Genomic DNA, 13,650 nt, shown 5'->3' with positions numbered 1-13,650 from the left:
TTTTTTAAAAAGTTTACTTTTTTTTTTAATTGTTTTTAATTAATTCGTAATTAAAAAATGTTTTAATGATTTTTTAAGTAAAAAAAGAAACCATATAAGTGATATAAGTTCATTTAAATACCACGTGCAGAATATCTCCGTAAAGTATAACGTATTTCTAAAATGAACTTATATAACTTATATGGTAAAAACTTTAAACCTTGAATATCAATTTGTTTTTGTAGAATATCCACAAAATAAACGTCCATATACCAACATATACCAATGCTCCGGCCAAAGAAGCGGTCATTGGATTGTTGAAAAATGGAGCAATCCCGAAAGTATATAAATAACTTAAAAGATTGATTTGTTCTTCGGGATTATGTGGGTTTTTAAATTGAATCATGACTAAAGCCTGCGGAATGATCTGCGAGGTAAAGAAAACAATCATTGGATTTACTCCCCAAATCAGGAACGGTTTAAAGCCTTTTTTGTAATTGGCGATATCAATGGTGTAATATAAAATAGTAAGAAAAACGGTTGCCAATCCTGTTGTGTACAAGACGTAACTACTGGTCCAAAGGGATTTGTTTATTGGAAAAATAATATCCCAGATTAAGCCAAAAAAGATCAATATCGTACCGATAATACCCATTTTTTGTGCTTTTTGAATCTTGATGGTATCTGCTTGCAAAAGTTGCCCGATAAGCAAACCAATGATTCCGTTTACGATTGACGGAATGGTGCTTAAAATTCCTTCCGGATCCCAGGTTACGGTGCCGCGGTACATATGTCCTTTTAGTAAAACGCTGTCAAGCCATGAAGCTAGATTGGTTCCTTTATCAAGATTAGCTTCGCCAATTCCGGGAACAGGAATTAAAGTCATAACTGCCCAATAGCCTAAAAGCAAAACAATTCCGGTTATGATTTGTGTTCTCTGAGATGTTTTTAAATACAAAAGCGAAACTACAAAGTATACAATGGCAATTCGTTGTAAAACGCCCGGAAGTCTCACGTCATGATACGCTTCGATACCACTATACGCCAGAAATAGATAAATAAACAGAATTGAAAAGGCAAGAATATTTTTGACTTTTGAGCTGAAAGTGCCCATTAAGGCATAACCTACTGCAATGGTAATAGCCAGTCGGCCAATAAGAAGCGGAATGCCTTCAAACCCAAATAACTGGATTTTTCCAAAAAAGTTGAAGAAAATACCCAAACAAAGCATTCGCAAAGAACGAACTAATATTTTGTTGAATGTGGTGCCGTCGTAAAATTTGTCCGGCATTGCCAGCGGAACGGCAACTCCCATTATAAAAATAAAAAACGGAAATACTAAATCGGTTGGTGTGCAGCCGTGCCATTCGGCGTGTAATAATGGCGGGTAAACATTGCCCCAGTCTCCTGGATTGTTTACGATTGTCATTAATAAAATAGTGAGTCCGCGAAAGACATCTAGCGAAATTAAGCGTTCTTTTACCATTGGTTTTGGGTAAATTGGTTAGTTAATAATTTTTAAATCGCTATTTGGTTTGAAATAATAATTTTGAGAAGATAGGTGGTTATTTGGCTCTCAGTAATTATTACTTTATTATTTTTCAGCCACGAATTCAAGAATTTTTATTTGATTAATTCGTGAATTCGCAGCTTGCTTTTTATATTGTTATAATGTTAAAATTCATTTCTAAAGGTTTCAGTTTTTGCAGCAAAAGAGGCACTAGTTGTTCGCCTTTTTCCAGATAAAATTCTGAAAAATTGGTATGACGTTCCTGTAAACTCTGATTCGGGAACAATTCGAATTGCAAATCTGCAACACGCTGCAGTTCATTGTCTAATTTTCGTTTTTGTGCTTTTAATAATCTTTTTTCAAGATTGTCTAAGCCTTTCTTTTGTTTTACTTCCTGTGCTTTTACAGCTCCGGTAAATGATTTATCGGTTTGCTCTGCAAGTTCATAAAGATATTCAAATTGTTTTTCTAATGCTTCTTTTTGAGGTGTTAAATCAATAGGGAAAGCAGATAATTTGTGTGTAATGGTATTGATTAATTCGGCTGGTTTTGTAAATAAATCCGCCCATGTAAGGTTTAATTTGTCTGCTTTTTGGGCTTGTTTTTCAGTAGATAAAAGTACTGAGTTACGAACCAAAAGCATTGGAAAATTAATATTTACAGCTTCGAAAAAAGATTTTAATTCTAACCAATACGCAATTTCTCCGCCTCCGCCAATGTAGCATAAATTAGGTAAAATAATTTCCTGATACAACGGGCGCATGATCACATTTGGACTGAATTTCTCCGGATTACTTTCTAGTAACACTAAGATTTCATCTTTAGAAAATGAGATTTTAGTATTGTTGACAAAGTATTTATCATTCTCGAAAATAATTCGTTCGCGTAAATCATCTTCGATATAAAATAAATTTATTTCCCGAGGATTCACCTGAACGGTATAGTCTTTTAGCTGATCGATAGTTTCCTGAACCGCCTTAAACGAAGTTTGCTCTAATAATTCTTCTTTGATATACGGAATAAACGCTTGTTTTAAATTCGCATCATCAGCATCTAAAATTACCAAACCATAAGCAGAAAATAAACTATTGGCTAGAAAACGGGTAGCATCGGCTAAGTTTTCGTGTTTTAAATAAGCCTCTTCAAAAAGTTTTTTCAGAACATTGGCATTGGTGCTTGATCCTAATTCTTTTGAATAGATTTCAAAAAATTCAGCTAAACCTTCTGTAGAAAGTCTGCCAACCGGGCCAGTACTTTCTTTGTTCCATCTGAATTTTTTTCCTTTAAAATTAAAATAGTTGATCTCTTCAAAATCATGATCTTCGGTTGCCATCCAATAAATTGGAACAAAATTATTCGTTGGATACTTTAATTTTAATTCCTTCGTAAGATTAATCGTCGAGATGATTTTATATAAAAAGTATAACGGACCGCTAAATAGATTTAATTGATGACCGGTTGTAATGGTATAAGTGTTTTGAAGCCCTAAAAGTTCAATATTTTGTTTCGTTAAATCAGAGATTTCGATATTCTGATATTGTTTTTTTAAAGTCTCAACCAGCGGAATTCGGTTGTTGTTATCAAAATTTGCCGCTTTCTCTGCAATTTGTTTTTCGAAATTTTCTAAAGTAGGAAAATGGTTGTACAGCGGTTTTAATTCTGGTTTTTGATCTAAATAATCTTGCATCAATTTAGAGAAATATCCTGAAGTTTGGTAGCTGATACAGTCGGTAGGCATAATTTTATATTTATTTTTGACAGCTGTAAATTTAATGAAAATATGCAGTTAAAAACGGTTTTAACTATTGCTTATGATTTGATTTTTAAATTTTATTTTAAAGTTCCCGTAATCAGGTTTTTAATTTTGGCTGACGGAATGTTTTTTAAAATGTAAAATACATCAAATTTGTTAAAAATACAGTGTTGTTTTGAAACTAATGCTTGTAAATGTAAAATATTAATAGCGAAACTATATTTTTGTAATCAAAAAAAAGATATATCTATTTTACATGGAAAATAACCTGAAAAAAAAGAACTCCTTAAAACATGTTCTTTTTGGCTCCTTAATAGGAACTACAATTGAATTTTTTGACTTTTATATTTATGCTAATGCGGCAGTATTGGTTTTTCCGCAATTATTTTTTCCCGGTTCTAATTCGACTATAGCGACTTTAGAATCTTTGGCTACTTTTTCAATAGCTTTTTTATCTCGTCCTCTAGGTTCTGCTTTTTTTGGACATTATGGAGATAAAATTGGACGTAAATTTACTTTAGTAGCCGCTTTATTAACGATGGGTATTTCTACCGTTACTATTGGGTTTTTACCAAGTTATGCCAGTATTGGTGTGGCCGCGCCGTTATTGTTGATGTTGTGTCGCTTTGGGCAGGGCGTAGGTTTAGGAGGCGAGTGGGGAGGAGCTGTTTTACTAGCTATAGAAAACGCACCGCCAAACAAACGTGCCTGGTACGGAATGTTTCCGCAATTGGGAGCTCCAATAGGATTGTTACTTTCAGGTGGAACTTTTTTATTATTAACCGATTCTATGAGCAACGAAGCTTTTATGGATTATGGATGGAGAATTCCTTTTATTGCGAGTTCACTTTTGGTAATTGTTGGATTTTATATTCGAACAAAAATTACTGAAACCCCTTCTTTCGAAAATTCTAAAAAAGAACAGGAAGAAGTGAAAGTTCCTTTTTTAGAATTGGTAAAATCATATAAAAACCAACTTATTTTCGGAACGTTTGCAGCCATTACAACTTTCTTGGTTTTTTATTTAATGACCGTTTTTACGTTGAGCTGGGCGACTTCAGATTTAGGAATTGTGAAACGAGACGGACTATTAATACAATTATTTTCGGTATTGTTTTTTGCTATTTTTATTCCGGTTTCTGCTGTAGTGGCTGATAAAATTGGCCGCCGTAAAATGCTTATTATAGCTACAGTGGCTATTGCAATTTTTGGATTTTTCTTTTCTTATTTTTTAAGTTCAGGAAACATTGTTCTGGTAACCATTTTTGCTTGTATCGGAATGGCTTTAATGGGATTCACTTATGGACCTTTAGGAACTTTTTTATCAGAGTTGTTTCCAACAAACGTTCGTTATTCCGGAGCATCCTTAACTTTTAATATGGCAGGAATTCTTGGAGCAGCATTCGCGCCAATGATCGCAATTTGGCTGGCTTCTACTTATAGTGTGAGCTATGTAGGTTTGTATTTAACCATTGCGGCATGTATTTCTTTATTTGCATTTTTAGTAATTAGCAAAGAAGAACATAAGTTTTAAAAAAAACTATTTAAAATAAAATTTCTAAAGAGACTGTAATTTAATATTATAGTCTCTTTTTTTGTTAATTAAAAAAGTATTTAGATATTTGTCTAAATATATAAATGATGAATGATATTTTTAAAGCATTAAACGACGCAACCCGAAGAGAAATTCTCGAACTTTTAAAAGAGAAAGATTTGTCTGCCGGAGAAATTGCTGACGCGTTTAATATTTCAAAACCTAGTATTTCGCATCATTTGGATATTTTGAAACGTGCTGATTTAATTACTTCTGAAAAAAACGGGCAATTCATCATTTACTCCATCAATACCACCATAATGGAAGATGTTTTGCAATGGATACTAACCTTTAAAAAATAAAAATGAATTTAGAACTGAAAAAAGAGCTTCCAATAATTGGAATTGTTTTGACACCTTTTGTGTATTTAGCTATTATTTGGGATAGCCTTCCTCAGAGGGTTCCAATACATTGGAATTATAAGGGAGAAATTGATAATTGGGGCGACAAGTTTTCGCTTATTTTGATGTTGTTGCTATTACCGGTTTTGATGTATGTCTTGATGACTTTTATTCCAAGAATAGATCCTAAGAACAGGATTTCTTTAATGGGAGGAAAATTCTACCAGCTTAAGTTTTTTTTGGTGTTGTTCATGTCTTTAGTTGCACTATTGATTGTGTATACTACCAAGGAGCGATCTGTGAATAATCCTAATTTAGTCTTCGCATTGTTGGGCGTTTTACTGATCATTTTCGGAAATTATTTTAAAGTAATTCAACCCAATTATTTTATAGGAATACGTACACCATGGACATTAGAAAATAATGAAGTCTGGAAAGCTACTCATGTATGTGCTGGCAAGATTTGGGTTATTGGAGGTTTTCTACTAATACTGGGAGGTTTGCTTTTAAACAATGTGTTTGGTAAAGTATTTGTTTTTATCATTGTGGTTTTGGCCTTAATTCCTGTAGTTTATTCTTTTATAAAATTCAAGCAAATACAAAAAAGAGATCGTCAATCAAATTAATTAAATCACACAATCATTCAAAACAAATGACAAAAATAGTACTTATTTTAATAACCATTTTAAGCTCTTTTTTAATGATGGGACAAGAAATTTCAGGAAAATGGAATGGCGTTTTAAAAGTTCAGGGCACTCAATTAAGAGTGTCGTTTAATGTGACTCCAACAGAAAATGGTTATAAAGCAACAATGGATAGTCCGGATCAGAAAGTAACTGGAATTCCTATTGAGAAAGCAACTTTTGAAAGTTCAATTTTAAAATTAGAAATACCAAATGCTCAAATTTCTTATCTGGGAACATTAAATAAAGAGAATGTTATTGAAGGTACTTTTACCCAAGGAGGACAATCTTTCGAGATGAATTTATCAAAAGATGTAATTCAAAAACAGGTATATGCAAGACCGCAAGAACCGCAAAAACCTTTTCCGTATTATACTGAGGAAGTGAAATTTGAGAATAAAACAGATCATGTAACTTTAGCAGGAACATTGTCTTTACCTAAAAAAGAGGGTAATTTTCCAGCTGTGATTTTAATTACCGGAAGCGGGAAACAAAATAGAGATGAAGAAATACTAAGACATAAACCATTTTTAGTGTTGTCTGATTATTTAACTAAAAAAGGAATCGCTGTTTTACGTTTTGATGATCGTGGTGCTGGTGAATCTACTGGTGATTATACAAAAGCATCAACAATCGATTTTGCGAGAGATGTTCAGGCTGGCGTTGACTATTTAAAAACCAGAAAAGAAATTAATAAAAGCAAAATTGGATTAATAGGACACAGTGAGGGAGGGGTAATCGCCCCAATGATTGCAGGAAATTCAAAAGATATTGACTTTATTGTTTTGTTAGCCGCGCCTGGTCTTCGTGGGGATAAATTGTTATTATTACAAAAAGAAATACTTGAAAAGCAATTTGGAGTTCCTGAAAATGATATTAAAAAAGGACAGGAAATTTTTAAAGGAGCTTATGAAATTATTTTGGCTTCGACTGCAAACGATGAAAACTTAAAAAATAATTTAAGCAGCTACGCTCACTCAAAATTTGATGATAAAACGGCAAAATCATTCGTAGATCAAATTACAAATGTATGGTGGTATAATTTTTTAAGAATTGATCCGGCAGTAGCTTTAGTAAAAGTAAAGTGCCCTGTTTTAGCTCTTAATGGCAGCAAAGATTTACAAGTTCCTGCAACTGTTAATTTAGATACGATTAAAAAAGTTTTAATTAAGGCAGGGAATAAAAATACAACAATCAAAGAGCTTCCTGGTTTAAATCATTTGTTTCAGGAATGTAAAACCGGTTCTCCTATGGAATATGATTCGATTGAGCAGACATTTTCTCCTATAGCTCTAGAAGAAATATCCAATTGGCTTTTAGTACAAACAAAATAAGATGCATAAGTTCTAAATAAAAAATAACCGCAAATTTACTTTGCGGTTATTTTTTTATCGTTTCAGGCTAAAATGTCCTCTGTATTCTTTTCCGTTTAATCTTATTGTGGTAAACCAATAATCGGATGCGGGTTCATTTGTACCGAGGTAAGTTCCGTCCCACGAATTATTTTGATTTATTTCTTTGATGAATTTTCCGTAGCGGTCAAAAATTTTAATTCCGATATCAGGTTTTAAATAAGCAAAATCTATTGACCAGGTATCGTTATAACCATCGTTATTTGGTGTAAAGAATTTTGGATAAGGCAATTCATCCACATAATTAATGCAATTTCCTTCTGTTGCTGCAAGAACATGAATCGTAACAGGTATTCTGTCGCTTTCGCAATTACTTATCGTTTGCGAAGCATAGTAGGTGATTCCGTTTTCGAGAGATGTTGTTTCAGACAATGTAGTGCTTGAAGCTGTGCTTTGATACCACTTTATATTCTGCCCTGTAATTTTGATACTTTTTATTGAAGCATTTTGTTGCACGCAGAATGTTTGTGGCGAATCTGATATTGGAATTGGAGTATCCTGAATTTTTACATTTACCGCTAATCTCTGACTTTCACAGCTATTTAATGTTTGAGAAACGTAATAGATTTTGTTTTCTAATAAAGTGGTTTCTGGTAGAATATTTCCGTTTGTTGCAGCGTCATACCATTTTAAATCTGTTCCGGTTACATTAAGATTCTCGATAGTTGCAATTTCATCAATACAGAATTGTTGATTAGTGCTGCCTGTTGGTAATGCAGTATTATAAACATGAATAAAAAAAGGAGTTCTGTCACTTTCGCATCCTATAGTTTGCGACGCATAGTAAGTTTTATTATCTTCTAAAAAAGTTGTATTAGGTAAAACTGCGGCAGAAAAATTAGTATCATACCATTGTATGTTTTGTCCTAAAGTTTGAATACTGTTTATTGTTGCATTTTCGTTTTTGCAAAAAGCCTGATTTCCAGTTCCTGTTGGAGCAGTAGGCATATTGACAATAGAAATTGTGATTCCAAATCTTTCACTTTCGCAGCCATTTACCGTTTGCGAAGCATAATATATTTTACCATCTTCGAGAGTTGTTGAAGCTGACAGAAGATTTCCATTTGTAACAGAATCATACCATTTTACTAAATCACCGGTTATTTGAATATTGGCTATTGTTGGATTTTGCCCTGTGCAAAATAGTTGATTTGAATTTCCGGTTGGTGCTAATGTATTTTGAATTTTTGTTGTTACAGGTATTCGGTCACTTTCGCACCCATCTATAGTTTGTGAAACATAGTAAGTTATATCATTTTGTAATATTGTAGTATTTGGTAAAATAACTCCGGCTGTTAGAGCATTATACCATTTTTTATTTTGTCCAGTTACGACAATATCATCTAAGGTTGCATTTTGGTTGAGACAAAATGTTTGTGGAGAATTGGCAGTAGCAAGGGGTTGACTATTAATTTTAACAGTTTGATTTTGTGTAGAAATATTTCCGTTTCCGTCATTATAATTCCAAACAATTGTGTAGGTTCCTGGTAAACTATAAGATAATGGATTTGTGGTTGTACCTGTAATAATTCCTGTGCAAACATCTGTTGCTGTTGGAATTGTTGTTACTGTTGTATTACAATCTCCGGTTATTGTTGGAAGATTTACAACATCAGGAACTGGTTTTTCGATATCTCCTATAACTACAGTAATTTTTTTAGTATCGTCACAACCGCCTGTTCCAGTAATTAAGCAACTATACTCTCCGCTATTGAGAGTTGTAGCATTTGTAATGATTGGGTTTTGATCTGTTGATATAAAACCATTTGGACCTGTCCACGAATAATTCGTTCCTCCAGATGCTTTAAGCTGTAATGTTTTGTTGGTACAGATTGGAGAATTTGATGAAATTTCTGGAATTTTAAAGGAAAGATCTTCAGAAAATTTCATTAAAAAAAAATTTTTATCGCCCAAAATATTAGATTGATAAGAACTTCCATCGGCAATATCATCATTGAAACTTGATAATCCAGCTACAAAAATTGCACCGTCAGTATGTAAAGCTATTTTTAAAGTATTATCATTACCGATATATGTTCCCCAAATAAAAAGTCCTTCTTTAGAAAATTTACCTGCATATCCATAATGAGTTCTAATTCGGTTAGGTTTATAAGAGCAGGGAGTTGTGAGTTTTAAGTCAGTTCTAAAATCCATATTTCCACCTCCAATGTAAAGTGAATTATTTTGAAAGACTATAGAAGAAATGTTAATATCTCCAACGTAAGTACCCCATATTCTTTGTCCTTGAGCATTTAGTTTTGCTAATAAACCTTTATAAAGATTTGCATTTGAGTCTTCAAATGTTCCAGATGTAGCAATGTTATCGCTACTATAAGTATATCCTCCGATATAAATATTTTCGTCATTATCAATTACTACCGATCGAATTTCTTCCATGGGTGAGCTGCCGCCATAATAAGAACCCCAAATTCTTTCTCCGTTTAAGGAAAATTTACAAACGTATCCATCTCCGAGAAAATTAGAGTTTGGTTTTTCCTGAAAAACACCAGTAGTTGCCATATTGTTTGTACTTTTAGTAGATCCTCCAGCAACTAAGTAAGAATCCTTTATTGCAATAGCAGTTAAATTATCATTTCCATCCCCTCCAACATAAGTACCCCATACTAAATTTCCATTTGTATTAAATTTTGCAATAAACGCGTCTGTATTTATCCCATATGGATTTGATGAATAACTTAATTCAGTTTGAAAATTACTATTTATAGCTATATTTGTTTTACTGGAAGTTGTACCAACAATGTAAACATTATCATTAATGTCAATATCCAATTTAGTTGCATAATCGCTATCTTCACCACCAAAATAAGTTCCCCATTGCCTTACGCCACTACTATCAAATTTTACTAAGAAAGCATCTGAAGATCCTCTTAAATTTGGCTGAAAAGATCCCACAGTACTGATGTTTGTTTCTGACCCTGTATAGCCTGTAATTAAAATATTATTTTGTGAATCAGTTTTTACGCCATAAATATAAACAAATTGTGTACCAGCATAGTAGGTTCCCCATAGCCTATTGCCGTTTTTGTCAAACTTAAATATAATCCCATTTGCAATTGAATTGATATACTGATGACTTCCGCCTGTTTGATGTGCTCCAGACGTTGCATAAGAAGGGCTTTGCGACATTGTAGATCCTGAAACATATGCATTGCCAAGAGAGTCAGTTGTTAAATCAACTTCGTACCAGTTTGAACCAGAACTTCCACTTTCATCTCCATAAAAAGTTCCCCAAAGTCTAGTTGGCACGGGATCAATAACAATAGTTTTTCCGGAAACAGCTTCTAAGCTACTAAACCCATAAACATCTTTTTTAATTTTTCTATATCCAACCTCAATCTCCTTTTTACGATTTCCTTCTTCAATCCAGCTTGCAGGTAGTGTCTCTTCCATTTTTCCGAAACGAACATTCATTTGAATTTTATTATCAACCAAATCAGTTTCAGCTCCATTAAATTTTAGTTGAATATCAGAGATTTTTCCTTTTGGATGAATAACAAAATTATATTCAACAACTTTTTTAGGATCATTCGGAATCGTAAAAACAACATCAATATTAGGGTAAATGTTTTTGTAAGTGATTTGCTTGAATTGATAAACGCCAGTAATTCCTTCCGGTTTATTTGGAATATTATAGTAATTATCAAAATCGGCTGATTTTTGTTCTGTAATTAATTCAACTTTCGAATTTGAGTTTAAAAAATCAATATCAATTCTATGAAAAGTGTATTCTAAATTATATTCTGGTTTCTCTTTGTCTTTTTCGGGAATCTGATAAGGAAGTGTTTTTCGTGTTTGAGAAAGAACAATTGGAGTCTGCTTAACTTCGTAAACGTCGTAAGAAAATCCATTTTTTTTAAGCTGAACATTTAATCCATTAGAGTTTAATAGATATTTTACCGCAGTATTTGGTTTTCCTTTTTGATCGAATATTTGACCTTTATTTTCTTTAAAACCAATAGATTGATTTTTGTTTTGAGAAAACAAATGAGTTGTTAATAATAGAAAAAATAAAAGTAAAGTTTGCTTCATCAGAATTATTTGGATAGCAACAAATGTAATTAAATATCTACAAGATAAAACTAAAATCACAAGTTGAATCTTTTCCTGAAAAGTCATGAAATATGGTGTATTTTTGCAAAAAATAATGTTGCCTTGAAAACCAAACTTTTTGTCGTTACGCCGCCTTTTACACAACTGAATACACCGTATCCAGCAACGGCGTATATAAAAGGGTTTCTGAATACAAAAAATATCGAATCGGTTCAGGCGGATTTAGGTATCGATGTTATTTTAGAACTGTTTTCGAAAAAAGGATTAATGGATTTGTTTGAATTTTCAGGTTTCAGATTTGAAGGATTGAATCAGGACATATCTGATAATTCAAAGCGTATTTTTGCTTTACAGGACGAATATATCAAAACAATTGATGCCGTAATTCAGTTTTTGCAGGGAAAAAATCCAACATTGGCATTACAAATTTGTCAGGAAGATTTTCTGCCGGAAGCTTCTCGTTTTGCACAATTAGAAGAACTCGATTGGGCTTTCGGGACCATGGGAACGCAGGACAAAGCCAAACATTTGGCAACTTTATATCTTGAAGATATATCCGATTATATTGTAGAATGTGTCGATGAAAATTTTGGCTTTAGCCGATATGCTGAACGTTTAGGCCGAAGCGCCAATTCATTTGATGAATTATATGATGCTTTACAGCAAGAACCCACTTATATAGACAAGATTTTAATTTCGATTTTAAAAGCAAAAATTGAAGCTGTTCAGCCTACTTTATTTTTAATTTCGGTTCCCTTTCCTGGGAATTTATATAGCGCTTTTAGATCGGCACAATGGATTAAGAAACATCATCCCGAGATTAAAATTTCGATGGGAGGTGGTTTTCCAAATACCGAATTGCGTTCGCTTTCTGACGCACGCGTTTTTGAGTTTTTCGATTTTATTACCTTAGATGATGGAGAAGTTCCGATAGAAGAGTTAATTTTCAATCTCGAAAATCCAAATTACAATTTATACAAACGAACCTTTCTTTTAGAAGACGGAAAAGTAGTTTACAAAAACGATTCATTAAAACACGATTACAAACAAGCTTACGTAGGAACTCCGGATTACTCTGATTTGTCTTTGGATAAATACATTTCGGTTATCGAAATTGTAAATCCGATGCATAGAATGTGGAGTGACGGCCGCTGGAATAAACTTACCATGGCACACGGTTGTTATTGGGGAAAATGTACTTTTTGTGATATTTCGTTAGATTATATCAAAGTTTACGAACCCGTTGCAGCCAATTTGTTGTGCGATCGTATGGAAGATATGATGCTGCAAACAGGTCAAAACGGATTTCATTTTGTTGATGAAGCGGCACCGCCTGCTTTGATGCGCGCTTTGGCATTAGAAATTCTGCGAAGAAAATTAGCCGTAACCTGGTGGACGAATATTCGATTTGAAAAAAGCTTTTCTAAAGATTTGTGTTTATTACTAAAAGCTTCCGGTTGTATTGCTGTTTCAGGAGGTTTAGAAGTTGCTTCTGATCGATTATTAAAATTAATAGACAAAGGCGTAACCGTAGAACAAGTGGCAAAAGTAACACGCAACTTTACCGAAGCCGGAATCATGGTTCACGCTTATTTAATGTACGGATATCCAACTCAAACCATTCAGGAAACGGTGGATAGTCTCGAAATGGTACGTCAATTATTTGAAGCTGGAATTTTACAATCGGGATTTTGGCATCAATTTGCCATGACGGCGCATAGTCCGGTTGGATTGTATCCGGAAAAATTTGGCGTAACAAAAAAGACCGAAGCTATTGGAACCTTCGCCAATAATGATATTGATTATACCGATTCTACTGGAATCAACCACGATAAATTTAGTTTCGGATTAAAGAAATCGCTCTTTAATTTCATGCACGGAATTTGTTTTGACTACGAATTGCAGGATTGGTTCGACTTTAAAATTCCGAAGACGAAAATTGATCCCGATTTTATTTTTAATGCGCTCGAAGAAGGAAATGACTTTAATACAAAACCAAATGCAAAAGTAGTTTGGTTAGGAGGAAAGCCATTTACAGAACATTTTACAAAATCTAAAAAAGGCAGATCCTGGGAAATGATGACTTTTACTTTTCATGATAAAAAAGAAAGTTTCAACATTCAGACCAATAAAGAAGAAGGTGAATGGCTGGTAGAAATTTTAACCAAAATCACGATTTCGAATGCTAAAAATTATACTTTTCAGGAAGTAAAAGCTGATTTTGAAACGAATTTAGATGATTTTGAATTGTTCTGGTATTCAAAACCTATAAACACTTTACGCGAATTTGGTTTGCTGGTTTTATAA

Annotated in this window: 8 protein-coding genes; 5 read left to right on the top strand and 3 right to left on the bottom strand. The window is 33.2% G+C overall.

From position 1 onward, the window contains the following. Positions 1-193: 193 nt before the first annotated feature. Together FLACOL7796_RS12475 and bshC are read right to left on the bottom strand one after the other, a co-directional pair. Complete coding sequence (locus tag FLACOL7796_RS12475; RefSeq protein ID WP_173971104.1) at positions 194-1,465, bottom strand: acyltransferase family protein; 1,272 nt, start codon at positions 1,463-1,465, stop codon at positions 194-196. A 172-nt stretch (positions 1,466-1,637) separates the two neighbouring features. Further along, positions 1,638-3,227 carry a bacillithiol biosynthesis cysteine-adding enzyme BshC gene (gene bshC / locus FLACOL7796_RS12470; RefSeq protein ID WP_173971103.1) on the bottom strand — a complete coding sequence of 530 codons (1,590 nt, stop codon included), beginning with the start codon at positions 3,225-3,227 and terminating at the stop codon, positions 1,638-1,640. Between the two features lie 271 nt (positions 3,228-3,498). Between bshC and FLACOL7796_RS12465 the strand changes: the two genes are divergently transcribed. The 4 genes from FLACOL7796_RS12465 to FLACOL7796_RS12450 all read left to right on the top strand — a co-directional run bounded on the left by FLACOL7796_RS12465 (position 3,499) and on the right by FLACOL7796_RS12450 (position 7,194). Beyond that, positions 3,499-4,776, top strand: a complete 1,278-nt coding sequence (locus tag FLACOL7796_RS12465) for an MFS transporter (RefSeq protein WP_173971102.1) — start codon at positions 3,499-3,501, stop codon at positions 4,774-4,776. A gap of 107 nt (positions 4,777-4,883) precedes the next feature. Further along, positions 4,884-5,138 carry an autorepressor SdpR family transcription factor gene (locus FLACOL7796_RS12460; protein WP_026984867.1) on the top strand — a complete coding sequence of 85 codons (255 nt, stop codon included), beginning with the start codon at positions 4,884-4,886 and terminating at the stop codon, positions 5,136-5,138. A 2-nt stretch (positions 5,139-5,140) separates the two neighbouring features. Beyond that, complete coding sequence (locus FLACOL7796_RS12455) at positions 5,141-5,803, top strand: SdpI family protein (RefSeq protein WP_173971101.1); 663 nt, start codon at positions 5,141-5,143, stop codon at positions 5,801-5,803. A 26-nt stretch (positions 5,804-5,829) separates the two neighbouring features. Beyond that, positions 5,830-7,194: an alpha/beta hydrolase family protein gene (locus tag FLACOL7796_RS12450; RefSeq protein WP_173971100.1), complete on the top strand. Its 1,365-nt coding sequence runs from the start codon at positions 5,830-5,832 to the stop codon at positions 7,192-7,194. Positions 7,195-7,248: 54 nt separating this feature from the next. On the opposite strand, the gene FLACOL7796_RS12445 is transcribed toward FLACOL7796_RS12450, so the two are convergent. Then, positions 7,249-11,322: a DUF7948 domain-containing protein gene (locus FLACOL7796_RS12445; RefSeq protein ID WP_173971099.1), complete on the bottom strand. Its 4,074-nt coding sequence runs from the start codon at positions 11,320-11,322 to the stop codon at positions 7,249-7,251. Between the two features lie 123 nt (positions 11,323-11,445). Between FLACOL7796_RS12445 and FLACOL7796_RS12440 the strand changes: the two genes are divergently transcribed. After that, the gene (locus FLACOL7796_RS12440; protein WP_173971098.1) at positions 11,446-13,650 is read left to right on the top strand and encodes a B12-binding domain-containing radical SAM protein; all 2,205 of its coding nucleotides are present in this window, start codon (positions 11,446-11,448) and stop codon (positions 13,648-13,650) included.

The organism is Flavobacterium bizetiae (assembly GCF_902804475.1).
Classification (GTDB): domain Bacteria; phylum Bacteroidota; class Bacteroidia; order Flavobacteriales; family Flavobacteriaceae; genus Flavobacterium; species Flavobacterium bizetiae.
The sequence above is the reverse complement of the archived record's forward strand: the minus strand, read 5'-3'. Positions and strand labels throughout refer to the sequence as shown.

Excerpts from the sequence above, each read along its gene's own strand:
- FLACOL7796_RS12445 (WP_173971099.1), bottom strand. The coding sequence starts at position 11,322 with ATGAAGCAAACTTTACTTTTATTTTTTCTATTATTAACAACTCATTTG.
- FLACOL7796_RS12460 (WP_026984867.1), top strand. The coding sequence starts at position 4,884 with ATGAATGATATTTTTAAAGCATTAAACGACGCAACCCGAAGAGAAATT.
- FLACOL7796_RS12455 (WP_173971101.1), top strand. The coding sequence starts at position 5,141 with ATGAATTTAGAACTGAAAAAAGAGCTTCCAATAATTGGAATTGTTTTG.
- FLACOL7796_RS12465 (WP_173971102.1), top strand. The coding sequence starts at position 3,499 with ATGGAAAATAACCTGAAAAAAAAGAACTCCTTAAAACATGTTCTTTTT.
- FLACOL7796_RS12450 (WP_173971100.1), top strand. The coding sequence starts at position 5,830 with ATGACAAAAATAGTACTTATTTTAATAACCATTTTAAGCTCTTTTTTA.
- FLACOL7796_RS12475 (WP_173971104.1), bottom strand. The coding sequence starts at position 1,465 with ATGGTAAAAGAACGCTTAATTTCGCTAGATGTCTTTCGCGGACTCACT.
- bshC (WP_173971103.1), bottom strand. The coding sequence starts at position 3,227 with ATGCCTACCGACTGTATCAGCTACCAAACTTCAGGATATTTCTCTAAA.